Source organism: Sphaerisporangium sp. NPDC049003 (assembly GCF_043197795.1).
Classification (GTDB): Bacteria; Actinomycetota; Actinomycetes; order Streptosporangiales; family Streptosporangiaceae; genus Sphaerisporangium.
This window is the reverse complement of sequence record NZ_JBICTU010000026.1, coordinates 1-25,523: the sequence shown is the minus strand read 5'-3', so window position 1 is coordinate 25,523 and position 25,523 is coordinate 1. Positions and strand designations below refer to the sequence as shown.

The 25,523-nt window shown below is 69.8% G+C and carries 24 protein-coding genes and 3 tRNA genes; 10 read left to right on the top strand and 17 right to left on the bottom strand.

Annotation, left to right across the window (positions count from 1 at the left end):
• Window positions 1–16: 16 nt before the first annotated feature.
• From thiD to ACGFIV_RS26825, 3 genes are all read right to left on the bottom strand, one after another.
• Entirely contained in the window at window positions 17–802 is a 786-nt protein-coding gene (thiD, locus tag ACGFIV_RS26835; RefSeq protein WP_392838068.1) for a bifunctional hydroxymethylpyrimidine kinase/phosphomethylpyrimidine kinase, read from the bottom strand.
• Between the two features lie 42 nt (window positions 803–844).
• Window positions 845–1,774 (bottom strand): hypothetical protein, encoded by a 930-nt coding sequence (locus ACGFIV_RS26830; RefSeq protein WP_392838067.1) that lies wholly within the window; start codon window positions 1,772–1,774, stop codon window positions 845–847.
• 75 nt (window positions 1,775–1,849) lie between these two features.
• Window positions 1,850–2,818 (bottom strand): thiamine-phosphate kinase, encoded by a 969-nt coding sequence (locus ACGFIV_RS26825; protein ID WP_392838066.1) that lies wholly within the window; start codon window positions 2,816–2,818, stop codon window positions 1,850–1,852.
• 69 nt (window positions 2,819–2,887) lie between these two features.
• Here ACGFIV_RS26825 and ACGFIV_RS26820 point away from each other — a divergent pair, with 69 nt between their 5' ends.
• On the top strand, window positions 2,888–3,121 hold the full coding sequence (locus tag ACGFIV_RS26820) for an Lrp/AsnC ligand binding domain-containing protein (protein ID WP_358555230.1): 234 nt from the start codon (window positions 2,888–2,890) through the stop codon (window positions 3,119–3,121).
• Between the two features lie 24 nt (window positions 3,122–3,145).
• Window positions 3,146–3,574, top strand: coding sequence for a DUF3515 family protein (locus ACGFIV_RS26815; protein ID WP_358555227.1), 429 nt, complete (start codon window positions 3,146–3,148; stop codon window positions 3,572–3,574).
• Window positions 3,575–3,647: 73 nt separating this feature from the next.
• On the opposite strand, the gene ACGFIV_RS26810 is transcribed toward ACGFIV_RS26815, so the two are convergent.
• From ACGFIV_RS26810 to ACGFIV_RS26795, 4 genes are all read right to left on the bottom strand, one after another.
• Entirely contained in the window at window positions 3,648–4,763 is a 1,116-nt protein-coding gene (locus ACGFIV_RS26810; RefSeq protein WP_358555224.1) for a D-alanine--D-alanine ligase family protein, read from the bottom strand.
• 40 nt (window positions 4,764–4,803) lie between these two features.
• Complete coding sequence (locus ACGFIV_RS26805) at window positions 4,804–6,039, bottom strand: trans-sulfuration enzyme family protein (protein ID WP_392838065.1); 1,236 nt, start codon at window positions 6,037–6,039, stop codon at window positions 4,804–4,806.
• A gap of 14 nt (window positions 6,040–6,053) precedes the next feature.
• Window positions 6,054–7,061: an NAD(P)H-dependent glycerol-3-phosphate dehydrogenase gene (locus ACGFIV_RS26800; RefSeq protein ID WP_358555218.1), complete on the bottom strand. Its 1,008-nt coding sequence runs from the start codon at window positions 7,059–7,061 to the stop codon at window positions 6,054–6,056.
• A 61-nt stretch (window positions 7,062–7,122) separates the two neighbouring features.
• A complete protein-coding gene (locus tag ACGFIV_RS26795; RefSeq protein WP_358555216.1) occupies window positions 7,123–7,842 on the bottom strand; it encodes a lysophospholipid acyltransferase family protein in 720 nt (239 codons plus the stop codon).
• A 77-nt stretch (window positions 7,843–7,919) separates the two neighbouring features.
• Here ACGFIV_RS26795 and cofC point away from each other — a divergent pair, with 77 nt between their 5' ends.
• Window positions 7,920–8,603, top strand: a complete 684-nt coding sequence (gene cofC / locus ACGFIV_RS26790; protein ID WP_392838064.1) for a 2-phospho-L-lactate guanylyltransferase — start codon at window positions 7,920–7,922, stop codon at window positions 8,601–8,603.
• Window positions 8,604–8,648: 45 nt separating this feature from the next.
• On the opposite strand, the gene ACGFIV_RS26785 is transcribed toward cofC, so the two are convergent.
• Complete coding sequence (locus ACGFIV_RS26785) at window positions 8,649–10,358, bottom strand: MFS transporter (RefSeq protein ID WP_358555210.1); 1,710 nt, start codon at window positions 10,356–10,358, stop codon at window positions 8,649–8,651.
• Between the two features lie 233 nt (window positions 10,359–10,591).
• Between ACGFIV_RS26785 and ACGFIV_RS26780 the strand changes: the two genes are divergently transcribed.
• Window positions 10,592–11,338: a TetR/AcrR family transcriptional regulator gene (locus ACGFIV_RS26780; RefSeq protein WP_358555207.1), complete on the top strand. Its 747-nt coding sequence runs from the start codon at window positions 10,592–10,594 to the stop codon at window positions 11,336–11,338.
• A 47-nt stretch (window positions 11,339–11,385) separates the two neighbouring features.
• Window positions 11,386–11,589, top strand: coding sequence for a hypothetical protein (locus tag ACGFIV_RS26775; RefSeq protein ID WP_358555204.1), 204 nt, complete (start codon window positions 11,386–11,388; stop codon window positions 11,587–11,589).
• An 81-nt stretch (window positions 11,590–11,670) separates the two neighbouring features.
• Here the strand turns inward: ACGFIV_RS26775 and ACGFIV_RS26770 are convergent, their stop codons facing one another.
• The 4 genes from ACGFIV_RS26770 to leuC all read right to left on the bottom strand — a co-directional run bounded on the left by ACGFIV_RS26770 (window position 11,671) and on the right by leuC (window position 14,361).
• Window positions 11,671–11,970: an HU family DNA-binding protein gene (locus ACGFIV_RS26770; protein WP_358555201.1), complete on the bottom strand. Its 300-nt coding sequence runs from the start codon at window positions 11,968–11,970 to the stop codon at window positions 11,671–11,673.
• A gap of 168 nt (window positions 11,971–12,138) precedes the next feature.
• Window positions 12,139–12,399: a hypothetical protein gene (locus ACGFIV_RS26765; RefSeq protein WP_392838063.1), complete on the bottom strand. Its 261-nt coding sequence runs from the start codon at window positions 12,397–12,399 to the stop codon at window positions 12,139–12,141.
• Window positions 12,378–12,965 carry a 3-isopropylmalate dehydratase small subunit gene (gene leuD / locus ACGFIV_RS26760; RefSeq protein ID WP_392838062.1) on the bottom strand — a complete coding sequence of 196 codons (588 nt, stop codon included), beginning with the start codon at window positions 12,963–12,965 and terminating at the stop codon, window positions 12,378–12,380. Before leuD ends, ACGFIV_RS26765 begins: the two co-directional genes overlap by 22 nt.
• Window positions 12,966–12,984: 19 nt before the next feature.
• A complete protein-coding gene (leuC, locus tag ACGFIV_RS26755; RefSeq protein ID WP_358553329.1) occupies window positions 12,985–14,361 on the bottom strand; it encodes a 3-isopropylmalate dehydratase large subunit in 1,377 nt (458 codons plus the stop codon).
• 138 nt (window positions 14,362–14,499) lie between these two features.
• Here leuC and ACGFIV_RS26750 point away from each other — a divergent pair, with 138 nt between their 5' ends.
• Both ACGFIV_RS26750 and ACGFIV_RS26745 read left to right on the top strand, forming a co-directional pair.
• Entirely contained in the window at window positions 14,500–15,216 is a 717-nt protein-coding gene (locus tag ACGFIV_RS26750) for an IclR family transcriptional regulator (RefSeq protein WP_358553331.1), read from the top strand.
• A gap of 239 nt (window positions 15,217–15,455) precedes the next feature.
• Window positions 15,456–17,093: a hypothetical protein gene (locus ACGFIV_RS26745; protein WP_358553333.1), complete on the top strand. Its 1,638-nt coding sequence runs from the start codon at window positions 15,456–15,458 to the stop codon at window positions 17,091–17,093.
• 168 nt (window positions 17,094–17,261) lie between these two features.
• On the opposite strand, the gene ACGFIV_RS26740 is transcribed toward ACGFIV_RS26745, so the two are convergent.
• The 3 genes from ACGFIV_RS26740 to ACGFIV_RS26730 form a co-directional block, all read right to left on the bottom strand.
• Window positions 17,262–17,334 (bottom strand) — tRNA-Glu (locus ACGFIV_RS26740).
• 36 nt (window positions 17,335–17,370) lie between these two features.
• A tRNA-Glu gene (locus ACGFIV_RS26735) sits at window positions 17,371–17,446 on the bottom strand.
• Between the two features lie 420 nt (window positions 17,447–17,866).
• Window positions 17,867–17,938 (bottom strand) — tRNA-Gln (locus ACGFIV_RS26730).
• Window positions 17,939–18,155: 217 nt separating this feature from the next.
• On the opposite strand from ACGFIV_RS26730, the gene ACGFIV_RS26725 reads away from it, so the two are divergent.
• The gene (locus tag ACGFIV_RS26725) at window positions 18,156–20,153 is read left to right on the top strand and encodes a M3 family metallopeptidase (protein WP_358553335.1); all 1,998 of its coding nucleotides are present in this window, start codon (window positions 18,156–18,158) and stop codon (window positions 20,151–20,153) included.
• A gap of 73 nt (window positions 20,154–20,226) precedes the next feature.
• On the opposite strand, the gene gltX is transcribed toward ACGFIV_RS26725, so the two are convergent.
• Together gltX and ACGFIV_RS26715 are read right to left on the bottom strand one after the other, a co-directional pair.
• The gene (gltX, locus tag ACGFIV_RS26720) at window positions 20,227–21,624 is read right to left on the bottom strand and encodes a glutamate--tRNA ligase (RefSeq protein ID WP_358553337.1); all 1,398 of its coding nucleotides are present in this window, start codon (window positions 21,622–21,624) and stop codon (window positions 20,227–20,229) included.
• Window positions 21,617–22,393 carry a fumarylacetoacetate hydrolase family protein gene (locus ACGFIV_RS26715; RefSeq protein WP_392838061.1) on the bottom strand — a complete coding sequence of 259 codons (777 nt, stop codon included), beginning with the start codon at window positions 22,391–22,393 and terminating at the stop codon, window positions 21,617–21,619. The genes gltX and ACGFIV_RS26715 overlap by 8 nt, the downstream gene beginning before the upstream one ends.
• Window positions 22,394–22,557: 164 nt before the next feature.
• Here ACGFIV_RS26715 and ACGFIV_RS26710 point away from each other — a divergent pair, with 164 nt between their 5' ends.
• On the top strand, window positions 22,558–22,941 hold the full coding sequence (locus ACGFIV_RS26710; protein ID WP_358553341.1) for an antibiotic biosynthesis monooxygenase: 384 nt from the start codon (window positions 22,558–22,560) through the stop codon (window positions 22,939–22,941).
• A gap of 271 nt (window positions 22,942–23,212) precedes the next feature.
• The gene (locus ACGFIV_RS26705) at window positions 23,213–24,907 is read left to right on the top strand and encodes a heparinase II/III family protein (protein ID WP_358553343.1); all 1,695 of its coding nucleotides are present in this window, start codon (window positions 23,213–23,215) and stop codon (window positions 24,905–24,907) included.
• Window positions 24,908–25,523: the final 616 nt, after the last annotated feature.

The window sequence follows — 25,523 nt, the reverse complement described above, 5'->3', positions numbered from 1 at the left end:
AGTGAGGACGTACGGCTCAGCGGAGGCGCCAGGCGTGGTCCACCGGGCCGATGCCGGCGCCGAGGGGGAAACCGTGGGCGATGGCGCCCGTGACGTACTCCTTGGCCCTCCCGACCGCGCCCGGCACGTCCTCGCCCAGCGCGAGGTACGACGCGATGGCCGAGGCCAGCGTGCATCCCGTGCCGTGGGTGTGCCGGTTGTCGTGCCGCTCGGCGGAGAAGCGGTACTCGCTGACGCCGTCGGTGAGGAGGTCGACCGGCGGGCCAGGGAGGTGGCCTCCCTTGATCAGCACCCATGTGGAGCCGAGCTCCAGCATCGCCTGGGCCGCCGGGCGCAGGCCGTCCTCGTCCTCGACCTTCACCGACGTGAGCTGCTCGACCTCCCAGAGGTTGGGGGTCACCACGGTCGCCACGGGCAGCAGGCGGGACGCGAGCGTGTGCACCGCCTCGGGGGCCAGCAGCGAGTCGCCGTGCTTCGAGACCCCGACCGGGTCGACCACCACCGGCACGTCCACACCGGCCAGCGCCTCGGCGACCACCTCGACCAGCTCCGGGGACGCCAGCATGCCCGTCTTGATCGCCTGGGCGCCGATGTCGCCGAGCACCGAGTCGAGCTGGGCGCGCACCGCCTCGGCGGGCAGCTCCCAGTAGCCCTGAACGCCGAGGGAGTTCTGCGCGGTGACGGCCGCGATCACGCTCATGCCGTGGACGCCCAGCGCGAGCATGGTCTTCAGATCGGCCTGGATGCCCGCGCCTCCGCCGGAGTCGGAGCCTGCGATCGTCAGCACACGGGGAGGAGTCACCCACCCATCAAATCAGGGCGCGGCACCCACCAAGGCCACCGGTCATCGGTTCCCCCGGGGTCCCGGCCCGGTGCCAGGGCAGCGACCCGTCGTCCGCTTCGAATGGCCCGCCTGGTCGCAGGCGGCCACCGTTCCCGGCGACACCGACGGGTCGCCCCCGTCGGCCAGGGGCGTCGCGTCCGGGGACGGGGTGTCGGTCTCCTCGGTCGAAGGGACGGGCTCCGGCGCGTCCTCGACCGTCCGGCTCGGTCTCGGGGTGGGGGTGCGCGTACGGTCCGGCGTGGGGCGGGCGGAGGCGACAGGTGCCGACCGGTCCGGGGTACGGCCGGCGCTCGCCGACGGCTTGGCCGACTTGGACGCGCGAGGGGACCCGGTGCCGGACGGATCCGGTGTGGTGAGGCCTTCGGTGTCCGTGGGTGCGGGCAGCACGTTCGCCGGCGGCTTGCCCGTGACGATGGCGGCGCATGCCTGGCCCGCGGGACAGTCCGGGGCACGTCTGAGTTCGAGCTGCGACGAGGAGAGCTTGACGCCGATGACGACGGTGCCGACGGCGGTGACCGCCGCTACCGCCGACAGCGCCATGAGACGGCGCCCCCGCCAGAACCGGGTCCGGCTCGCCCGTGCCCTCCTCCCATGCCTCCCCGGGTCCAGGGTGACCGAGATGGCCTCACGGCCCGGCCTCGTTCGCGGTGGCTCGGAATCGGGGAACGCGGCCTGCTCCTGCGGTCCTGCCTCCGGCTCCGGAGCGGCCACAGCGGCGTCCCATGCGGGAGACCGGACGCCACCGTACGAACCGGTGGTGGGGGCGTCCTGGGATGGGGTGGGGTCGTCCAGCCAGGCTGGGCCGGTCGCTTCGGCCAGCCACTCCTGGGTGCCGCGCTCGTCGTCGTGCCACCCCGGACCCCTGTGCTCACCCGCCCGCCCAGGGTCGGACTCCCGGTCTCGGGATGACGTGTGGCGTCCCCGTCGCATGAAGCGCCCTTCTGGTAGAAAATACGACGCCACACTTCATAACACCTTTAATACGTATTTGTCACAATTTTCACCTTACTCACGGAAGTGATCCCAGCCACCCTGAGGCTCGTCATGGCCTCTGACCTGCACGCCTTCCCCTTCGACGACCCGCCCGATGACCCGCCACTCCGGCGGCAGCCGTACGTCCGCCGGGAAGACCGCGACCAGCGCGTGATCGTCCCCGCCCGTGAGCACCCACCGCAGCGGGTCCACCCCCAGCTCGGCCGCGGCGGCGGCCAGCGGTTCCGGCACCGGCAGGTCCTGGGGCTCCAGCTCGACCCGCACGCCGCTCGCCTTGGCGATGTGCCCCACATCCTGGAGCAGCCCGTCGCTGACGTCGGCCATGGCCGTGGCACCGAGGACGGCGGCCCCCGGTCCGCAGCCGTACGGCGGCTGGGGGCGCCGGTGGGCGTCCACCAGCTCGGGATAGGGAAGCTCTTCACGTCCCGCCAGCAGCAGCGCCAGCCCGGCCGCCGCGTGGCCGAGCCGGCCCGCCACGGCCACGACCTGGCCCGGCCGGGCTCCCGACCGCGTGACCGGGGCACGCCCGCCCAGGTCGCCCAGCGCCGTCACCCCCAGCACGATCTGCTCGGAACTGGAAATATCACCTCCCGCGACGCTTGCGCCGACCAGCGCGCATTCGTCCCCGAAGCCGTCGGTGAGCCCGTCGAGCCACGCCGTCGGAAGATCCCCGGGAAGCCCCAGCCCGACGAAAATGGCCGTAGGATCGGCACCCATCGCCACCACGTCGGCGAGGTTCTGCGCTGCCGCTTTTCGACCGATGTCGTACGCACTGGACCAATCACGGCGGAAGTGTCTACCCTCAAGTAGGAGATCCGTCGTTACGACAACTCGTCCATCGGGGGCGCGAAGGACCGCGGCGTCGTCGCCGGGGCCAAGCAATACCGCCGGAAATTGTGGCAAGCGTCCGACAATACGTGCAATGATCCCGAATTCACCAAGATCTGCGACTCTGATAGCACACCTCCAGGTGTGTTGCATGTACGGTGGCGATTCGGCACTGATCTAGCTACGGACTGATACAAAGCTTCGCCCCCGCGGGAGGACGTGATGGTGCAGGCCTACATCCTTATCCAGACAGAAGTTGGCAAGGCCGCCGAGGTCGCAGGCGCGATCGCGGTCATCTCGGGGGTCACCCAGGCGGAGGACGTCACCGGCCCCTACGACGTGATCGTTCGCGCCGAGGCAAGCAACGTGGATGATCTCGGCAAACTCGTCGTCGCACAGATTCAGGCCGTTGAGGGAATCACGCGTACCCTTACCTGTCCGATAGTCCATATCTGAGCGTCGACACCTCTGGGGGAAGCCGTGGTCCGGGTCGTCTTGGCCGCGGTGGTCCTGGCGCTGCTCGCGGGCTGCGGCGGGGCCGTGAGAGTCGATCCCCCCACTCCGCGGGGCGCCACGGCTACCGCTTGCGCCACGCTGAACGATCGGCTGCCCCACACTCTCGACGGCGCGGAGCGCGTCCCGTCCGAACCCCGCTCGCCGTACGTCGCGGTGTGGGGCGGGGCCGAGATCGCGCTCCGCTGCGGAGTGTCCCGCCCCGTCGCCATGGATCCCATGCAGCAGGTGCCCGAGATCAACGGCGTCGCGTGGTTCGCCGACCCGGTCAGGCCCGCGCTGTTCACGGCGATCACCCGTGACGGCTATGTCGAGGTGACGATCTCCCGCAAGCACCAGTCCGCCGGGGTGCTCGTCGACCTCGCCGCCCCGATCAAGGCGGCCTTCCCCGGCTGACCAGGCCGACCCGACTGACCCGGCTGCCTTGGCTGACCCGGCTGAACGGCCGCGATCAAGCCGGCACGGCGGATCACCGCAGTCCCACGGGACGGTTGAGCGCGAGCTGGATGAGCCGGTCGACCAGCTCGGCGTACGACACGCCGGAGGCGGCCCACAGCTGCGGCGCCACGGACACGGCGGTGAAGCCGGGCATCGTGTTGATCTCGTTAAGGATCAGGCCGCCCGCCGGGGTGTAGAAGAAGTCCACGCGGGACAGCCCCTCGCATCCGAGTGCCTCGAACGCCCGTACGGCCATCTGCCGCAGCTCCTCGCTCACGGCCTCGGGGAGGTCGGCGGGCACGGCGAGCGACATGTCGGAGCCGATGTACTTGGCCGAGAAGTCGAAGAACTCGTGGTCCTCGTTGACCAGCACCTCGCCGGGGTGGCTCGCGGCGGGCGGCTCGTCGCCGGGGGACTCCAGCACCGCGCACTCGATCTCGCGCCCCTCGATGGCGGCCTCGACGAGGACCTTCGGGTCGTGCTCGCGGGCGTGCTCGATGGCCCGCTCCAGCTCCTCGAAGTCCGCGGCCCGGGAGATGCCCTGGCTGGAGCCCGCGCGGGAGGGCTTGACGAAGACGGGCCAGCCGAGCACCTCGACGTCCTTCATGACGCGCTCGCGATCGAGGCGCCAGTCACGGTCGCGCACCACGACGTACGGGCCGACGGGGAGCCCCGCGGCCGACAGCAGCGCCTTCATGTACGCCTTGTCCATGCCGACCGCGCTGGCCAGCACGCCCGAGCCGACGTACCGCACTCCGGCCATCTCCAGCAGGCCCTGGATGGTGCCGTCCTCGCCATAGGGGCCGTGCAGCATGGGGAACACGACGTCGACCTCGCCGAGCGAGCTGGGGATCCGCCCGGCGTCGAGCGCGACGATGGACCCGCGGTCGGAGGGGAGCGCGAGCGAGGTGCCGCTCGCGTCGACGGCGGGAAGCTCGCCGCCCTCGATCTCGAACCTCTGGTCGTCTGAGGCCAGCACCCAGCGCCCGTCCGGCGAGATGCCGATCGGGACGACGTCGTACTTGGACCGGTCGATGGCCGAGAGGACGCTGCCCGCGCCCATCAAGGACACCGCGTGCTCGGAGTTGCGCCCGCCGAAGACGACCGCCACCCGTACACGAGGCCGGGATTCATGCTGATGGCTCATGATGCACGAATCTACCTTGCGCCCGTGTCGTCCCTGCTTGTCAGGTGCGGGTCGCGGTGTTCGAACGGAGCGCGTCGAGGGCGTCCGTGACGTCGGCGATCAGGTCCTCGGAGTCCTCAAGGCCGATGGAGAAGCGCACCGCGCCCGCGTCGATGCCGGAGGCCGTGAGGGCCGCCTCGTCGAGCTGGCGGTGGGTCGTGGAGGCCACGTGGGCGACCTTGGTGTGCGTGCCGCCGACCGAGGTGGCGATGCGCGCGAGCCGTACGGCGTCCGCCAGCATGACCCCCGCCTCGTAGCCGCCGTGCGGGGTGACGGTGACGCACGCGCCGTACCTGGTGCCCTCGGGGCCGGAGTCGAAAAGCTGGCGGGCGAGCTGGTGGCCGGGGTGGTCGGACAGGCCGGGGTAGTCGACGCGCCGTACGGCCGGGTGCTTGGCCACGGCGGCGGCGAAGACCATCGCGGTGGCGCACATGCGCCGCACCCGGAGCGGGAGCGTCTCAAGGCCCCGGCGCAGCAGGAAGGCCTCGTCGGGCGACAAAGTGCCCCCGGTGTCGATGCGCACCTCGCGGATCTGGGAGATCAGGTCGGGACGGCCCACCACCGCCCCGCCGGTGCAGTCGTCGTGCCCGCCGATGTACTTGGTGGCGGAGTGGATGACCACGTCGGCGCCGTGTTCCAGGGGACGGCACACCACGGGGGTGGCGAAGGTGGAGTCGACCACCAGCAGCGCGCCCGCGTCGCGCGCGATGCGGTAGAGCCCCCGGATGTCGGCGACCGTCATCGTGGGGTTGCTCAGCGTCTCCGCATAGACGATCTTGGTTGATGAGCGCACGGTGGCGTGGACGCGGCGCAGGTCGGAGTAGTCCACGAAGTCGACGGAGACGCCGAAGCGTGCCAGCACGTTCGACAGCAGGGAGTACGTGCCGCCGTACACGGGAGCGGGCGCGACGACGTGGGAACCGGCCCGCAGGAAGGTCATGAGCACCGCGCTCACGGCCGCCATGCCCGACGAGAACGCCTGGCCCGCGACGTCCTCGGGAGCCGCGGCCCCCTCCAGCGAGGCGATGCCGGAGGCGAAGGCCGCCACGGTGGGGTTGTCGACGCGGCTGTAGGCGAAGCCCGGGACGCGGTCGCCGACCACGTCGGCGTACTCGGCCGAGCTGTCGAAGCTCCAGGCGGCGCTGCGCCACACGGGCAGCCCGATGGGAAGCTGACGGGGGACGGGAGCGGGCGGCAGATGGACCGCCCGGGAGTTCTCGCCGAGTCTCCTGCGCATACGTCGAGAGAGTGTCACACGCCGTACCGTTCGGGCTTGGGAGTACGCGACATGAGCAGCATCGCGGCCTCGCTGGGGGTCATTCCGTCGTGGACCACGCCCACCACCACCTCGGTGATCGGCATTTCCACGTCGTGCTTCCTTGCCAGGTCGAGAACCGACTCGCAGGACTTGACCCCCTCGGCGGTCTGCCTGGTCGCGGCGATCGTCTCGGCCAGGGTCATGCCCCGGCCAAGATTCTCACCGAAAGTGCGGTTCCTGGACAGCGGGGACGTGCAGGTCGCCACGAGATCGCCCATTCCCGCGAGGCCGGCGAAGGTGTGGGGGTCGGCCCCGAGCACCGCGCCCAGCCGCGAGATCTCGGCCAGGCCGCGCGTCATGAGCGTCGCCCTGACGTTGTCGCCGAGCCCCATGCCCGCCGCCACGCCCACGGCGAGGGCGATGACGTTCTTCACGGCGCCGCCGAGCTCGACCCCCACCACGTCCGCGTTGGTGTAGGCGCGGAACCACGGCAGATGGCATGCCTCCTGCAAGCGCCCGGTGACCTCGTCGTCGACGCTGGCGACCACCGTGGCGGCCGGCTCGCGCCGGATCAGCTCCCCGACGAGGTTCGGGCCGGACACGACGGCGACCCGCTCGGCCGGGACGCCGGCGACGTCGCAGATGACCTCGCTCATGCGCTTGGACGTGCGCAGCTCGATGCCCTTCATCAGGCTGACGAGCACGGCGTGGCCGGGAATGTGCGGGGCCCAGGCGGCCAGGTTGCCGCGCAGGGTCTGGGACGGCACGGCGAGGACGACGAAGTCGGCGCCCTCCATCGCCTCGGCCGCGTCGGTGGTCGCGCGCAGCGACGAGGGGAGCCGCACCCCCGGCAGGTACTCGGGGTTCTCGTGCCTGCGGTCGATGGCCTCGACCACCTCGGCGCGCCGCCCCCAAAGCGTCGTCGAGGTGCCCGCCTCCGCCAAGATCATCGCGAAGGTGGTCCCCCACGAACCGGTTCCGAAAACGACGGCCTTGGTCATCTGTTCACCGTACGCTCACTCCACCGCGCCGAGTCGGCGCTCACCACCGGACGTCTCGCGGTCACCCGGCGCGGCTCTCGGCCTCGTCGAAAGGGGCGCCGGGCGCCTTCTCGCCGCGAAGCTCGGAGAGCTGGGCGGTGATGGCGGCCATGATGTCGGCGGTCGCCTCCTTGAGCACGCTGCCGCGCATGGGAAGTCCCTCGTACTTCGAGAGATCGACCGGTGGCCCGGCGAGCACGCGGAAGGTCTTGCGGGGGAACAGCCTCGGCCTCTTCTTGCCGTACGGCAGGATCTCCTGCGCGCCCCAGTGGGCGACGGGGACCACCGGGACGCCGGTGGCCAGCGCCAGCCGGGCCACGCCGGTCTTGGCGGCCATGGGCCAGAACTCGGGGTCGCGCGTGATCGTGCCCTCGGGGTAGAAGATCACGCACGAGCCGTCGCGCAGGGCCTGCTCCGCGTCCTTCAGTGAGCGCGCGGCGTCGGTGCTTCCGCGATACACCGGGATCTGCCTGCACTTCCTGATGATCGCGCCGATCACCGGGATGTCGAAGACCCCGGACTTCGCCAGGTAGACGGGCCAGCGGCCGTTGTCGTAGGCGTAGTGCGCGAACAGCAGCGGATCGCTCCACGACAGATGGTTCGCCGCGATGATCACGCCACCGGTGCGCGGCAGGTGGGCGCGGCCCCGCCAGTCGCGCTTGGTGAACAGATACAGCAGCGGCTTGACGATCGCCACGACTAGGGCTTCCCACGGGATGGGCGGACGTCCGGGGCGGCTCATTGACTCCTCCAGTCATGCCTGTGCGTCATCAGTCTCCCGGTTGGCTCCACGAGATGTCGAGGCGGGATGCTAAGGCTATGCGTGGTACGGAACGTAGCGTCCTCGGCCGGCACTCCGGCTGGACCATTGTGGTGCCGGTGAAGACCCTGGTCGCCGCGAAGACCCGCCTGGCCGCGGCGACCGGGCCCTACCGCGCCGCGCTCGCCGTGGCGATCGCGTGTGACACGGTCTCGGCTGCGCTGGCCTGCGGGGACGTGGCCCGGGTCGTCGTGGTGACGGGTGATCCCGTGCCCGCGGAGGCCCTGGCGGCGCTGGGCGCGCACGTGGTGCCCGACCCGGACGCCGGGCTCAACGCCGCGCTCCGGTTCGGCGGCGCCGAGGCCGTACGGCTGGCGCCGGGCGACCCGATCGGGGCGCTCCAGGCCGACCTGCCCGCCCTGCGGCCGGAGGAGCTGGGCGTGGCGCTGGCCTTGGCCGCCGACTTCGACCAGTCGTTCGTCCCCGACGCGGCCGAGATCGGGACGACCTTCTACGGGGTACGGCCCGGCGTGGCGTTCGCCCCGAGGTTCGGTGGCGAGTCGCGGGCCAGGCATCTCGGCGGCGGCGCGAAGGAGCTGACGCCGGACGGCATCCCCTCGGTGCGCCGTGACGTCGACACGCCTTCGGACCTGGAGGAGGCGCTGGCCCTCGGTGTCGGCCCGCACACCGCGGCCGTGGTGAAGACGCTGAAGGAGTCCTCCACGTGGAGGACTCCTTCGTGATCGGTAGGTAGCCGGTACGGTCGGTGGCCGGCGGTTCATATGGGGTCAGTGGCCGGCCGCCTCACCCTCACGCGCGTGCTTCGGCAGCAGGAAGGCGACGAGGAACGTCAGCAGCAGCATGCCGTCGACGACCCACAGGATGGTCTTCATCGCGTCGCTGAAGCCTTCCTTGCCCGCCGCGGCGCCGGCCGTCATCACCGCCTTCTGGATGCCGCCGCCGGTCTCTGGGGACGTCGCCGCGGCCCTGGCGTCGGCCTCCAGCCGCGTGCAGGAGGCGGGCACCTCGGCCGGGTCCTTGGCGACCGCGCGGTCGTGCCCGCAGGCGCGCACCCCGGTGACGATCCGGTCCTGCGCGGGGCCGGTCACCCGTACGGCGGCCAGGTCGGAGCGCAGCTTCGGCGTCACGTCGTCGGCGGCCGTGGCGACGCTGCTACCGAGGATCCCGAAGAACACCGTGCCGAGGAGCGCCACGCCGAACGCGCTGCCGAGCTGCTGGATCGCCGTCAGCGAACCGGAGGCCGAGCCGGTCTCGTGGTCCTCGACCCCGGCGAGCACGATGTTGAAGAACGGCGCCATCAGCATGCCCATGCCGATGCCCGTCACGAGCAGCGCGGGGGCGAGCTGCCACGGGGTGACGCCGACGCCGGCGAGGTTGAGCGTGACCAGGATGGCGAGCACGCCGAGGGCCATGAGCAGCGTGCCGCCGTGCAGGAGCTTGCGGCCGTACTTCTGGAGTGGCTGGGCGAGGCCGAAGCCGACGACCATGCCGAGCGACCACGGCACCATCGACAGGCCGGCCTTCAGGGTCGAGTAGCCGAGGCCGAGCTGGGTGTAGAGGTTGAAGACCAGCGAGAAGCCGACCATCCCCGAGAAGAAGACCAGGCCCGTGACCAGCCCGCCGGTGAAGGCGCGCTTGCGGAACAGGCTGGGGACGATGAGCGGGTCGCCGCCGGCCCTGCTCCTGCGGGACTCGAACCAGCCGAAGAGCGCGAAGACCACGACGGACGCGCCGATCATCAGGAACGACCAGAGCGGCCAGTCGTGCTCCCGGCCCTGGACCAGCGGGAAGACGAGCAGCAGGCCCGCCAGCGTGGCGAGGACCACGCCCGCGAAGTCGAGCTTCAGCGGGTGAGGCGACCGCGACTCGGGCAGGAACCGCAGCCCGCACAGCACGGCGGCGACGCCGAGCGGCAGGTTGATCAGGAAGATCATGCGCCAGCCGGTGCCGAAGAAGTCGGCGTCGATCAGCCAGCCGGCGAGGATGGGGCCGCCGACCGAGGACAGGCCCATGACCGGCCCGAACATGCCGAAAGCCGCCTGCATCTCCTTGGGCGGGAACATCTCCTTGATCATGCCGAGGCCCTGCGGGAGCATGACCGCGCCGAACAGCCCCTGGACGACCCGGGCGGCGATCAGCAACTCGGGCCCCTGGGCGACGGCGCACAGCAGCGACCCCACGGTGAAGCCCGCGGCGCCGATGAGGAACATCCGCTTCCGGCCGAAGATGTCGCCGAGCCTGCCACCGGTGATCAGGCCGACGGCCATCGACAGGGTGTAGGCGGCGCCGAGCCACTGGATGGTCGCGGCGCTCCCGCCCAGCTCGTCGCGGATGGTGGGCGAGGCGATGTTGGTGACCATCGCGTCGAGCAGGTCCATCACCTCGGCGGCGAGGATGACGAAAAGGGCCGCCCAGCGCCACCGGTATGGCGCCGTCTCGGGCGGTGCCTCCTTCAGGGAGGTGTCTGTCGTCGTCATGCGGGCTCCTTATGCGACCGAGCGTCGTCCACGCTCATAGAACAGTGTTCACTTGAATTGAGCAGTGTTCTACCATTGAACACCGTTCGACGGCAAGTGCGGCGTTCTCAAGATATGTCGCATGTGCCGGATAGACAAGATATATCGCGAAATAGAGTGGTGTTCTAGTAGGGCGAGCACTGTTCAGCGGGCCAACTACACTCGATCACCACGGACTCCAAGGGGCGTGACGCATGAGCGAGCCAGAGCGCGACGACCAGACCATGCCCTCTGCCGCTCCCTGGGAGCGGGCACGCAAGCGGCCGGCCCCCGTGCGCGTCCCGCTGACGCGCGAGCGCATCGTCGACGCGGCGTTCGTCGTGCTCGACCGCGAGGGCTTCGACAGGCTGAGCATGCGCCAGGTGGCCTCCGAGCTCAGCGTGGCCGTCTCGGCGCTGTACGCCCACGTGCGGAGCAAGGACGAGCTCTACCAGCTCATGTACAACCGGCTGTTCGACGGCCACGAGCTGCCCGATCCGGACCCCGAGCACTGGCAGGAGCAGATCAAGGAGTTCGCGCGGCACGGCCGGGCGCGGCTCCTCGCGCACCGTGACATGGCCCGCATCTCCATGTCCCACGTGCCCTTCACCCCCGAGCTGCTGCCCCACGTCGAGCGGCTGATGGCGATCTTCCGCAGCGCCGGGCTGCCGGACAAGGTGGCCGCGACGGCGGGCGACATGATCTCCACGTACATGGACGGGTTCGCCTTCGAGGAGAGCATGTGGGAGGAGCGCCGCCGCACCAGCGAGGCGGACACGTGGGACGAGATGCGCGCCACGCTCATGGGGTACTTCGACGCGCTCCCGCCCGACCGGTTCCCCAACCTGGTCGCCCTGGCGGGCATGATGTTCCACGAGACCAACGACGCGAGGTTCGAGCTCGGCCTGGAGATCATCCTGCGGGGCCTGGCCTCGTACGTCCAGCCGCGCGACCCTGCCTGAGCTCCTGACTCCTGTGGAGTGATTTCCCGCGCGGTAGGCTGGCCGGCGTGCAGGCAACGGTGCGCGTCTTCGACCTCGAAACCCGTGAGGGTTCGGTCTTCCTCGACGACGGGACCGAGATCCCGTTCGGCGCCGCCGCCTTCGACGCGGGCCCTCTGCGACTGCTGCGGGCCGGCCAGCGGGTGAACATCCGCGTCGAGGGCGACGCCATCACCGCGATCACCCTCTCGACCTTCCCGCTGCCTGAGTGACCCGCCGCCCGCGCCCCCTGACACGGCGACGCCCGGAACCCCTGGTGGGGTTTCCGGGCGCGCAGGTGAGCCGGTAAGGCGTCACTTCTTCTTGGCGGCCTTCTTTCCGGCCGCATTGACCTGATCCTTGAAATCGGCCCCGGCACGGAACTTTGGTCCCCAGCTCTCGGCGACCTTGATGGGCTCCCCCGTCGACGGGTTCCGTGCCTGGCGGGCCGGCTTGTGCGCCATCTCGAACGCGCCGAAGCCCGTGATCGAAACCTTCTCCCCGTTCGAGACAGCGTGCTGGATGGCCTCGATTATCGCGTTCACGGCCTCGGTGGCCGTCTTCCTGTCGCCGACCCGATCTGCGATCGCGTCCACGAGTTCTCGCTTGTTCATCTAGGTTGCTCCCCCTGTTACCGCTGTCTGAGGATGAGCGCTGCGGCGGGCCAGTGCCCGTACCCCGCCTCACCCGGTGTGGCCAAGCGCGGGGTTTCGGCACGCACCCACCAGTCAACGGTCAGAAACCCCTTACCCGCTTGAAATTAAGGGACACGCGGCCAGGACTCAATCACATTCCGCAATGTTTCGCCTACGCGGCGTGTCGGAATCCTCTTCGAGATCCGCGAGAAAGGCGTCCAGACGGGTGTCCGCGTGGTCGACGTCCCGCTTTGCGAGGTCGCAAATCGCTACGAACCTCCTCGCGAACCGCTCTTTCTCGTCAGGGGAAAGCCTCGCGGCGGTCACGCGGCGGTAAGCGTCGCGCAACCGCCGCGCCAGCTCGTGCTCGGGGCTCGCGGGATCGGTCAGACGGTCGTCGGCAGCCATGGCTGCCGACCATTCTCGTACGCCGCGACGTCGTCCGCGTGACGCAGGGTCAGCCCGATGTCGTCGAGTCCCTCCAGAAGCCGCCAGCGGGTGTAGTCGTCGATCTCGAATCCGGCCCGCTCGCCGCCCCAGCGCACCTGACGTTCGCGCAGGTCGACGGTCACCTCGGTCGCCGGATCCGCCTCGATCGCGGCCTGCAGCGCCTCGACCGTCTCCGGGGGCAGGACGATCGGCAGCAGGCCCATCTTGGTGGAGTTGTTGCGGAAGATGTCGCCGAACCGGGCGGCGATCACGGCGCGGAAGCCGTACTGCTGGAGCGCCCAGACGGCGTGCTCGCGCGAGGATCCGGTGCCGAAGTCGGGCCCGGTCACGAGGATCGAGGCGCCCTCGTAGACGGGGTTGTTCAGGACGAAGGACGGGTCCTCGCGCCAGGCGGCGAAGAGGCCCTTCTCGAACCCGGTGCGGCTGACCTGCTTGAGCCACACGGCGGGGATGATCTGGTCGGTGTCCACGTTGCTGCGGCGCAGGGGCACGGCCCGGCCTGTGTGCGTGGTGAAGGCGTCCATTTTTATCGTTCCCAAGCTCTCAGAGGTCGGCCGGCGCGGTGAGACGTCCGGTCACGGCGGAGGCGGCGGCGACCGCCGGCGACACCAGGTGGGTGCGGCCGCCCTTGCCCTGGCGGCCCTCGAAGTTGCGGTTGGAGGTGGACGCGCTGCGCTCGCCGGGGGCGAGGGTGTCGGGGTTCATCCCCAGGCACATCGAGCAGCCCGCCTCGCGCCACTCGGCGCCCGAGGCCTTGAACACCTCGTGGAGGCCCTCGGCCTCCGCGTCGGCCTTGACCTGCATCGAGCCCGGCACGATGAGCGTGCGGGCCGTGACCGTACGGCCGCGCAGCACGTCGGCGACGGCGCGCAGGTCCTCCAGCCTGCCGTTGGTGCAGGAGCCGACGAAGACGGTGTCGACCTGGATCTCGCTGAGCGGGGTGCCCGCGCGCAGGCCCATGTAGTCGAGCGCCCGCTGGGCGGCGGCCGGGTCGGAGGTCTCCTCGGGGGCCGGGACGGCGTCACTGAGCGGCGCCCCCTGGCCCGGGTTGGTGCCCCAGGTCACGAACGGCGACAGCGTGGCCGCGTCGATCTCCACCACCGTGTCGAAGACGGCGTCGTCGTCGGTCCTGAGCGACTTCCAGTACGCGACGGCGGCGTCCCACGCCTCGCCGGAGGGGGCGTGCTTGCGGCCCTTGAGGTACTCGAAGGTCGTCTCGTCCGGGGCGATCATGCCGGCCCGGGCGCCCGCCTCGATGGACATGTTGCAGACGGTCATGCGCCCCTCCATGGAGAGGTCGCGGATGGCCTGGCCCCGGTACTCGACGATGTGGCCCTGGCCTCCGCCGGTGCCGATCTTGGCGATGATGGCGAGGATCAGGTCCTTGGCGGTGACGCCGAACGGCAGCTCGCCGGAGACCTCGATGGCCATCGTCTTCGGCCGGTACGCCGGGAGGGTCTGGGTGGCCAGCACGTGCTCCACCTCGGAGGTGCCGATGCCGAAGGCGAGGGCTCCGAAGGCGCCGTGCGTGGAGGTGTGGGAGTCGCCGCAGACGACCGTCATGCCCGGCTGCGTGAGGCCGAACTGCGGGCCGATGATGTGCACCACGCCCTGGCCGGCGTCGCCCATCGGGTGCAACCGGACGCCGAACTCCGCGGCGTTCTTGCGGAGGGTCTCCACCTGGGCCTTCGACACGGGGTCGGCGATCGGACCGAGCACCGTGGGAACGTTGTGGTCTTCGGTGGCGATCGTGAGGTCGGGCCGTCGCACCTTCCGCCCGGCCATGCGCAGGCCGTCGAACGCCTGCGGGCTGGTCACCTCGTGGATGAGGTGGAGGTCGATGTAGAGCAGGTCGGGCTCGCCGTCGGCACGGCGGACTACGTGCTGCTCCCATACTTTCTCAGCCAGTGTGCGACCCATGTCGTGAACGCCTCCTTGCGTTTCATCCCTGGGGAACGTCTCATATCATAAGACGGTAATTTCGGGATATGGACAGCCTACCCATCCCTCCCCGGAATGCCAGTTGCATCTCGGATAGCGAGACGGCAGTATCGGGGTATGGACAACTCTAGCGGAGTCGGCGTACTGGACAAGGCCGTGCTCGTGCTCAACGCTCTGGAGGCCGGCCCCGCGTCCCTCGCACAGCTCGTGCAGGCGACAGGGTTGGCCCGCCCCACCGCCCACCGCCTGGCGGTCGCCCTTGAGCACCACCGCATCGTGTCCCGCGACACGCAGGGCCGCTTCATCCTCGGGCCCCGGTTGTCGGAGTTGTCCACAGCGGCCGGCGAGGACCGCCTGCTCGCCGTCGCCTCCCCCGTTCTGACCCATCTGCGCGACCTGACCGGTGAAAGCGCGCAGCTCTACCGCAGGCAGGGCGACGAGCGCGTGTGCGTGGCCGCCGCCGAGCGCGCGAGCGGGCTGCGCGACACGGTGCCCGTCGGCAGTTCCCTCCCCATGACCGCCGGGTCCGCCGCCCAGATCCTGCTGGCCTGGGAGGAGCCCGACCGCCTGCACCGCGGCCTGCGCGGCGCCAAGTTCACCGCGGCGACCCTGGCCAGCGTGCGCAGGCGGAGCTGGGCCCACAGCGTCGGCGAGCGCGAGCAGGGCGTCGCCAGCGTCTCGGCTCCCATCCGGGGCGCCGGCGGCAAGGTCATCGCCGCGGTCTCGGTCTCCGGGCCCATCGAGCGCCTCACCCGTACGCCCGGCCGCATCCACGCCGCTCCCGTGGTCGCCGCCGCCGAGCGCATCACCGAGGCCATGCGCCGCGCGAACTGACTCCTCGTCATCTCGGGGTAAGCGTTGTGCCAACCGGAGGTGACCGTGCCCGCCAATCGGACATGTGCTGACCGATTGGGCGTCGAAGCCGTGCGAACTGATTAGAGACGGCCGCCGCCAAGCACTAGCCTGGCGGAGTGACAGATCGCATCGAGGCAGCGGCAACGGAGCTGCGTCCCCTCCTTCAAGAGTTCATTCTCTGGGCATCAGACAACGCACCGGACAGTGATCCCGACCTGGTGGGACCCGCCGCTCTCTGGCACCGCCTGATCGCTCGAGACGACGTCCACCTGTGGAAGCGTGACGATCTCCGCCAGGTCCTGGTCGAACGCATGCCCCAGGTCGTCGAGGATCCCGACGCCGCGGCCGACGGCATGATCCCGGCCGTGCGCTCCTACCTCACCTTCCTGTCCGTCACGGGCCGGCTGTCGAAGGGCTCCGACAGCCTCGACGACCTGCTCGACGAGCTCGACGCGGTCGAGGACGACTTCATCGAGGCGATGGAGGAGGTCCTCGGCGAGCGCGACTGGGACGAGGAGGAGGAAGACCTCGACGAGGAGGAGGTGGAGGGCCTCGGCGACTTCGAGCCCTTCGCCGACGAGCTCGCCGACCTGCCGACCATCCGCCTGCGCCCCGACGCCGAGCTGGCCTCGGCCGCCCGCGAGGTGCCGCTGATCTTCAAGGCCCGCGACCTGGCGGTCTGGGTGGGCAGGTCGCGCAAGGTCGGCGAGGACACCCTTCTCAGCGACGACGAGATCCGCCAGGCCCTGGCCGTCGTCGGGCTTCCCGAGCCCGACGAGGGGCCCTTGGCCCACGAGGTCCCCGCTCTGTGGAACCTGTGGAACCTCGCCGTCGACCTGGAGTTCCTGACCCCCGACGGAGAGGACACCGTCAGCGTCGACGAGGACACCGCCGCCTGGCCGTTCGACAACGACGAGGACGTCCTGGACGCCTGGATGCTCGGCCTCCACTCGGTCGACTACGGCGACCCCGAGCTCGACGACGACGATCTGACCCTCGCGCTCTCCGGCCTCACCCGCGCGCTGCTGATCAGGCTGCTGGTCGCGGGCGGCGAGCGCCTGATCGACGACCTGCGCGAGGAGCTGGCCGAGGCCGCCGCCGAGTTCGACGACCTCGGAGCCACCGCGTGGGCCGAGGTGGGCGACCCGCTCGCCTCCGTCCTTGAGTGGCTGTCCGGGTTCGGCATGGTGACCGTGTCCGGCGACCGGGTGGCGCTCACGCCGCTCGGCACCGAGGGCGTGGTCCACCTGCTGGACGACGACGACATCGAGGTGGACGCGCGCCCCGCGATCGACGCGATGACCGCTCTCGACCTGCTGTCGTTCAGCGCCGATCTGCCCGAGGAGGAGGCCGACTCCGAGTTCGCCGCCTGGATGAAGCTGCGCCAGCCCGCCACGGCCGCCGAGGAGCTGCTGGAGGCCGCCGCGGAGGACGAGGCGGACGCGCTCATCAGAGTCCAGGCTGCGAGCCTGGTGGGGTCTCTGGGGCCCGTCGCGGTTCCCGCCTGGCAGGAGGCGCTCAACGAGCCGTCGCTGCGGCCGTACGCCGCGACGCACCTCGCCCAGCTCGGCGTCGAGGACGCGCCCGAGCCCAGCCAGAGCGACACGCACTGGCTGATCCTCGACATGTGGACGATCTCGGCGGGTCTGGGCAGGCCCGAGTTCGTCAGCAGCCTGCACGACATCGGCCCCTCGCCGGTGCTGAGCAGCCTGCTCGAAGTGATCTGGAAGGTGCCTCACCCGCACGTCGAGGAGCTGCTGGAGGCCATCAGCGAGGCCCACCCCGACAAGCAGGTGGCCAAGGCGGCCAAGCGCGCCCTGTTCAAGGTCCGTTCCGGAGGGGCCGGCCGCGCGTAGCCTCGCCCGTCGCCCGGGTAGCGGGTGCGTCGCCGACGGACGGTGACGCACCCGTACTGGTTCTCAGCCGTGTTCCTCCGTCGTGGCCGAGCTTCTGGGACAAATGCGAAGCCCTCTGGAGAATGCGAAAAACCCCCGGAAGGAATGCTTCCGAGGGTTCTCGATCTGTAGCCCCGACCGGATTCGAACCGGCGCTACCGCCTTGAGAGGGCGGCGTCCTAGGCCACTAGACGACGGAGCCAGGTTGTGCATGACCTGGGTCAATGTTGCGGCAGCGTGGTAGTCCCGACCGGATTCGAACCGGCGTTACCGCCTTGAGAGGGCGGCGTCCTAGGCCACTAGACGACGGGACCTTGCCACTGCCTGCCGGAACCGGATTGTGAACCGACTGAGGCGCCCCTGCGGACGCCTCGGCAACGGGCGTAACTCTACCGCACCCTTCAGAGCACGGCCAAACCGATTCCCCTTCCCCGTACGCCCGGGGGCCTCGATGACCGGATCCGAGCAGCACAGGCGGCACTTCTGGAGTAGACGACAGAGAAGCCCTCGGCCGTATGCCAGGGATCCACGACCCTGCTCGCCGGCCTCGCGGCCGGAGCGCTCCGAGCGGCCGGGGACCCCGCGAGGGCCGGAGCCTGCCGGACGATCCGGCGGCGCGCGGGGGAGATCGTCAAGATGTCGCACGGGCATCGCACCGCGATGCCGGAAGGTGCCGGAAAGCAAAAACGCCTATGCCTTACTTCAAGGCATAGGCGCTGCACAGGTGGAACCTGCTGGGGTACCAGGACTCGAACCTAGACTAGCTGAACCAGAATCAGCCGGGCTGCCAATTACCCCATACCCCATTGCTCGCGGCCCGCTTGCTGCCTGGCTCGCTTGCGACTCCGAAAGAATAGCCCAGCTTGGGGGCCAAGACCAAAACGATTGCCGAAGCGGCGGATCACCCCTGGTGAGCCACGGATCCGGCCCTGTGGCATCCGGTCCCCGGTTAGGAGTGCCGAGCACCGGTCCGCCTGTGTAACGCTGCAAGAAAGAGCCTTTGCCACGTGAGGAGCCCGCGCGTTGACCGAGAACCCCTTCTTCGTCCCGAGTGTCCTGCCCTACGAGCTGCCGCCGTTCGCGGAGATCCGCGAGGAGCACTACGCGCCGGCCTTCGAACGCGGCATGGCCGAGCAGCTCGCGGAGGTCGAGGCCATCGCCGGCGACGCCGACCAGCCGACCTTCGACAACACCGTGGCGGCGCTCGAACGCTCGGGCCGGCTCCTGTACCGCGTCTCCACGGTGTTCTTCAACCAGGCCTCCTCGGACACCAACCCGGCCGTCCAGGCGATCCAGAAGGACGTCACCCCAAAGCTCGCCCAGCACAGTGACGCGATCCACCTCAACACGCGGCTCTTCGCCCGGATCAAGGCCATCTCCCCCGGCGAGCTGGACCCCGAGCAGCAGCGGCTGCTGGAGCGCTACGTCACCGACTTCGTCCGCGCGGGCGCCGAGCTGGGGCCCGAGGACCAGGAGCGGCTCAGGGGCCTTAACGAGGAGCTGTCGACGCTCTCGACGCAGTTCGAGCAGAACCTGCTGGCCGACACCAACGCCTCGGCGATCGTGGTCGAGGACGCCGCCGAGCTCGACGGCCTGTCCGAGGACTCGATCAGGGCCGCCGCCGAGACCGCCAAGGCGCGCGGGCTCGAAGGCAGGTACGTCCTCACGCTCGTGCTGCCCACCGGCCAGCCCGTGCTGACCGAGCTCACCAACCGCGACCTGCGCGAGCGCATCCACAAGGCGTCCACCGAGCGGGGCCTTCGGGACAACGCCGAGCTGGTCGTCCGCATGGCCGAGCTCAGGGCCGAGCGGGCGGCGCTCCTCGGCTACGCCAGCCACGCCGCGTACGTGGTCGCCGACCAGACCGCGCCCGGCACCGAGGCCGTCACCGAGATGCTGGGCAAGCTCACCCCGGCCGCCGTGGCCAACGCCCACAGGGAGGCGGGCGAGCTGCGCGAGACGGCCGGCTTCGACATCGCGGCCTGGGACTGGTCCTTCTACGCCGAGAAGGTCCGCGAGGCCCGCTACGCGATCGACAGCCGCCAGATGCGCCCGTACTTCGAGCTCGACCGCGTCCTGCGCGACGGGGTGTTCCACGCCGCCCGCAAGCTGTACGGGCTGAGCTTCAGCGAGCGCTCCGACCTGGTGGGATACCACCCCGACGTGCGCGTGTTCGAGGTGTCGGACGAGGACGGCTCGCCGCTCGGCCTGTTCCTCGGCGACTTCTACGCAAGGGCGTCCAAGCGCGGTGGCGCGTGGATGAACAGCCTGGTCAAGCAGTCGGACCTCGACGGCACGCGGCCCGTGGTGGTCAACAACCTCAACATCGTCAAGCCTCCGGCCGGAGAGCCGACGCTCATGACCTTCGACCAGGTCAACACGATGTTCCACGAGTTCGGGCACGCGCTGCACGGGCTGTTCTCCGCCGTCCAGTTCCCGCGGTTCTCGGGTACGTCGGTGCCGCGCGACTTCGTCGAGTATCCCTCGCAGGTCAACGAGATGTGGGCGGTCTGGCCCGAGGTGCTGGCCAACTACGCCCGCCACCACGAGACCGGCGAGCCGATGCCGCAGGACCTGGTCGACCGGATGCTGGAGGCGCAGAAGTTCAACCAGGGCTTCGAGACGGTGGAGTACCTCGCGGCCACCCTGCTCGACTGGGCGTGGCACACCCTCGACGGGGAGCCGGGGAGCGACCCCGAGGAGTTCGAGAGGAAGGCGCTGCGCGAGGCCAACGTGGAACTTCCGCTGGTGCCGCCGCGCTACCGCAGCACGTACTTCGCCCACATCTGGGCGGGCGGCTACAGCGCGGGCTACTACTCCTACATCTGGAGCGAGATCCTGGACGCCGACACCGTCGAGTGGTTCAAGGAGAACGGCGGCCTCTCGCGGGAGAACGGCGACACCTTCCGCCGCGAGCTGCTCTCCAAGGGCGGCAGCGTGGACGCCATGACCGCCTTCAGGAGCTTCCGCGGCCGCGACCCGCGCCTTGAGCCCCTGCTGGAGCGCCGCGGCCTGCTCTGAGCGCCATAGCGCGTCCAGGTCGCGAAAGGTCCCCCTGGCCCTGCTCAGCCTCGGGCAGGGCCTGTAGGGGGACTCAGGCCTGGGACGTCAGCTTCGCCAGGGCCGCGCGCAGCCGCTCGACGGCCTTCTCGCGGCCCAGCACCTCGATCGACTCGAACAGCGGAAGCCCCACCGTGCGGCCGGTGATCGCGACCCGGACCGGGGCCTGGGCCTTGCCGAGCTTCAGCCCGTGCTCGGTGCCGACCTCCTCCAGCGCGGTCTTCAGCGACTCGGGGTCGAAGGACACCGTCTCCAGCCGCGCGAGGTAACCGGCCAGGATGCCCTCGGCTCCCGGCTTCATCGCCTTGTCCCAGCTCGCCTGGTCGAAGACCGGCTCGTCCAGGAACAGGAAGTCGACGTTGGCCGTGATCTCGGACAGCACCGCGATGCGCGTCTGGGCCAGCGACGCGACCTTGGCGAAGGTCTCGCGGCCCCAGCTCTGGTCGAGCCAGGGCTCGCAGCGCCTGATGAAGACCTCGACCGGCAGCGCCCGGATGTACTCCCCGTTGAACGCCCGCAGCTTCTTCTCGTCGAAGAAGGCCGGGGAGGGGTTCACATCGGAGAGCTTGAACAGCGGCACCATCTCGGACCAGGGCATGATCTCGCGGTCGTCGCCGGGGCCCCAGCCGAGCAGCATGAGGTAGTTGACCATCGCCTCGGGGAGGTAGCCCTCCTCGCGGTAGGACTCCAGCGCCACCTTGTCGCGGCGCTTGGAGAGCTTCTGCCGCTTCTCGTTGACGATGACCGGCACGTGCGCCCACGTCGGCGGGGCCACGCCCAGCGCCTCCCAGAGCAACTGCTGCTTGGGGGTGTTCGACAGGTGCTCCTCGGCGCGGACGACGTGCGTGATCCGCATCTCGATGTCGTCGACCACGTTGGCGAGGACGAACAGCGGGGATCCGTCGCCGCGGGCGATGACGAAGTCCTCGATGGCCTTGTTCGGGAACTCCACCCGGCCGCGGACCAGGTCGTCGACCACGGTCACGCCCTCGTCGGGCGTACGGAAACGCACAGCCCCCTCGGTGAGCCCCCGGTCGCGGCAGAACCCGTCGTATCCCTGTTGCTCCGAGCCCGTGCGCGCCTTGACGTCGTCACGGGTGCAGGTGCAGTGGTACGCCTTTCCGTCCGCGACCAGCTTCGCCGCGGCGGCGCGGTGCTGCTCCTCGTACGCCGACTGGAAGTACGGCCCCTCGAAGTGCGGGGACTCGCCGTTGATGCCGATCCAGGCGAGCGCCGAGATGATGCCCTCGGTCCACTCGGGACGGTTGCGCGCGGCGTCGGTGTCCTCCACGCGCAGGACGAAGCGCCCGCCCGACTGCTCGGCGAGCGCCCAGTTGAACAGCGCGGAACGGGCGCCGCCCACGTGGAACATGCCGGTCGGGGACGGTGCGAAACGGACCCTCAGGGCAGGGTCGGCCTGGAGATCAGTCACGGGGAACCACCCGGTTCGTGAGAGTGCCGATGCCTTCGATGCCCACACTGACCTCGTCGCCGTCGTCGAGCGGGCCGACCCCCTCCGGCGTGCCGGTGAGGATCACGTCGCCCGGGATGAGGGTCATGACTTCGGTGATGTAGGCGATCAGCTTCGGGATGTCGTGGATGAGCTGGGATGTGCGCGCGCTCTGCTTGAGCTCGCCGTTCACGGTCGTGGTGATCGCGAGGTCGGAGGAGTCGAGGTCGGTCTGGATCCACGGGCCGAGCGGGCAGAACGTGTCGAAGCCCTTGGCCCGGGTCCACTGCCCGTCCTTGCTCTGGAGGTCGCGGGCGGTGACGTCGTTCGCGCAGGTGTATCCGAAGACGACCTCATGGGCCCGCTCGACCGGCACCTCGCGGCAGAGCCGGCCGATCACCACGGCGAGCTCGCCCTCGTAGTCGACCCGCTCGGAGAGCTTGTGGGGGTACACGATCGCCTCACCGTGGCCGATCACCGACGTGGACGGCTTACTGAAGATCAGCGGCTCGGCCGGGGGCTCACCGCCCATCTCGCGGGCGTGCTCGGCGTAGTTCCTGCCCACCGCGATGACTTTGCTCGGCAGCATCGGCGTCACGAGGCGGACCTCCTGGAGCGGATAACGCTCGCCGGTGAACTGGATCTCGCCGAACGGGTGCCCGGCGACCCGGGAGACGAACTCCTCACCCTGAGCGCCTTCGACCACGCCGAACGCGACACCTTCACCTGTGGAGAACCTTGCGATACGCACTCCACAAGGCTAGTGCCGCCCGCCAACCCGCAAGGACACCACATGGCCGGACATCAGCCGTGAGGCGCTCTGCCTGGCCGGCGGTGTGCTCGTAGGGTGGCGTTACCGGAACCGCCCCACGGCGGCCGGGCGAGGAGTACGAGCACGCCTGACGAGGAGTGGACATGTCCGTTGTGAAGATCAACGCGCTGACCGTCCCGGCCGAGATGCGCGAGGCGCTTGAACAGCGGTTCGGGAACCGCGCCGGCATGGTGGAGTCGTCCGACGGCTTCGAGTGGTTCGAGCTGCTCAGGCCGGTCGAGGGCACCGACCGCTATCTCGTGTACACGCGCTGGCGCAGCGAGGAGGACTTCCAGCGCTGGCAGGAGAGCCAGGCGTTCCAGGCCGGCCACGCGCGGGCGAGGGCCGAGGCCGAGGCGCAGGGACAGGGCGAGGGCCACGGGCACGGCCAGGCGGCGGGCCAGGGGCACGGCCACGGGCAGGGCCCGGCCGCGACGGGCTCCGAGCTGTGGTCCTTCGAGGTCGTGCAGAGCGCCGGCCGGAAGTAGACACCTCCTCTGTACGGAGAGGTCCGTAGGGAGAGGTGAGCCACCCGTGCGCCCGTACGGAGCAGGTTCGCGCGCGGTCCCTGTGACCTGTCTCGTACGCCTCCGGTCGCCGCGCGGCCGGGGGCGTACGCGTACCCGGAATCTGGGGATTACCTGGGGCTCCGGCATCTGCTTGTTAACGATGTGATCGATGGGGCTCGCGCGACTTGACCTATTTGGTGGGATTCGGTCAGCATGATCCGCCCCCACTTCGGTCACGGAAGGAACTCGCGTGCGCCGCCGGACACGAGCTCTCGGTCTTCTCCTCACCCTCCTCCTGACCGGCGGCGGGATCTCCCAGGCGGCACCGGCCGCGGCCCTCGGCGCGCCGTCGGCCGTCAAACCCAGCGCGGAGTGCCAGGGCGACTGGCTGCCCGCCACGCCGACCTCGGCGCAGGTCATGTCGGGCGAGGTCCAGTTCCTCGACCTCCCGCCCGTCAAGATCGGTAAGACGATCGACTGGCGCTGGAGCCCGTACAAGAACCGCTCCTGGGACATGGTCTTCTCCTCGCTCCGCTGGGTCGGCCGGCTGGTCGCCGACTACGAGACCTCCGGTGAGGAGAGCTACCTCAAGCGCGCGACCGAACTGGTCAAGAGCTGGGTGGAGAGCAACCCGCGCGGCGGCTCCCGCGCGAGCCAGTACGCCTGGGCCGAGCACCCCATCGCGCTGCGCGCCCCCGTGCTCGTGTGCCTGAGCAGGCACGTCAAGGCGTCGTGGCTCACCGGCAGCCTCGCGGACCACGCCAAGATGCTGTCGAACCCGGCCCTGTACGAGAAGGGCCACAACCACGGCATGGACCAGGACATCGCGCTGCTGCGCATCGGCTGCCGTACCGGGCACAAGGAGTGGACCGACCTCGCCATCCGGCGCATGACCGGATCGGTGAAGCTCGACATCGACGCGCAGGGCGCGCTCCAGGAACAGGCCCCGCGCTACGGCATCTACGTCCACGAGCGGCTGAAGGTCGGGATGGAGGCCATCGCCGACTGCGGGCGCAAGGTGCCGTCCGAGATCGAGAAGCGCTGGGAGTCGCTGGAGGCGTACATCACCCACGCCACCGAGCCCAGCGGCTTCATGGTGCCGATCGGTGACGGCGGCGCCGACGTCAAGCCCTCCGGGTACAAGCACTCCAAGAAGACCGTGCAGGTGTTCAAGGCCGGCTACGCCTTCGGCCGTACGGCGTGGGACAAGCCGGAGTCGGCGTACTACTCCCTCCGGTTCGGCCCGGCCCTGAAGTTCCACGGGCACGAGGACCACATGGGCCTGACCTACTACGCGCAGGGTCACGACGTGCTGGTGGAGGCCGGTTTCCACTCCTACGAGAAGACCGCCTACCGCTACTGGACGATGTCCCCGGAGGCGCACAACGTGCCGGTCGTGGTGGGCAAGCCGTTCCGGGGACGTACGGCCACGCCGCTGGTCCGCTCGTCGATCAAGGACGACCGGCAGTCGTACAAGGTCACCGACAAGGCCTACGGCGTGAGCCGTACCCGGTCGGTGCTGGTCAACCACGGCGATGACCTGATGGCGGTGCTCGACACCGTGCAGTCCGGCGCGCAGGCCCGCAGCTACTGGCACCTGGACCCGTCACTCACTCCGGTGTCCACCAACGGCGGCCGGATCGTGGTGAAGGACAGGGCGGGGTGGAAGGCCACGCTCGTCCAGCTCGCCATGCCGTCGTGCGAGCCGATCTCCGGCCAGTCGGTGGTACGCGGCCAGACGAACCCGTACCAGGGCTGGGTGTCGCCGTCCTACATGCAGAAGGTGCCCGCCTCGGTCGTGGTCTCCCCCGCCACCGGATCCCTGCTCACGGTCGTCGTCCCGGGTACGGACAAGCCCGACGTCACCTGCTCGGGCACCCGCGTCAAGGTCGCGACCTCCGACGGCTCCACTTCCTTCCGCGCGGCCTCCGGGACCCTCTCGTAGCCGGTGTCCCGGCCCCGCCTACTCCGGCTTGGCGTGGATCAGGTGGCGATGGGACTCCTGGAGGCCTTCCGGGAGGGCGTCCGGTGAGAACCATCCCGCCTCCAGGATCTCGAAGGAGTCGATGGTTCACTGAAGCGGCCCCCGCAGAAGCCGCTAGACCCGGACAATAAGCCTCTTCATCTTCATTCCTTCAATGGAGCGACCTGACGCGGATCGACACCGGCACCCGGTTACATCCAGATTGCTTAGGTTTGAGCTGCTCAACGTACTGCCGAATTCGAAGGCGATCCGCAGGGAAGGCACTGCCCCAATCATGGGCCAATGGAACCCACGCCGCGGGTCGATGGCTTTCCCCGCTCAGCGGACGCGACCTGTCTACGATCGCGGCATGGGACAACCCGAGCGTAGGTGACCAGTCCGAGCGGTATGAAGAAGAGCGTCGATTGTCGCTGCTCCCAACGTGAGCTGGTCAGGCCCATTCTGAAACACCGGGACAGGGTACAACCGGTAGACGCTTCTGCTCAGGGCCCCGGCGAGTTGAGGTTTTGATGGGGTTCGTTCATAAACATACGGCTACGCAGGTAAGGAAATGCCAAGCCGCCACAGATGGAAAGGC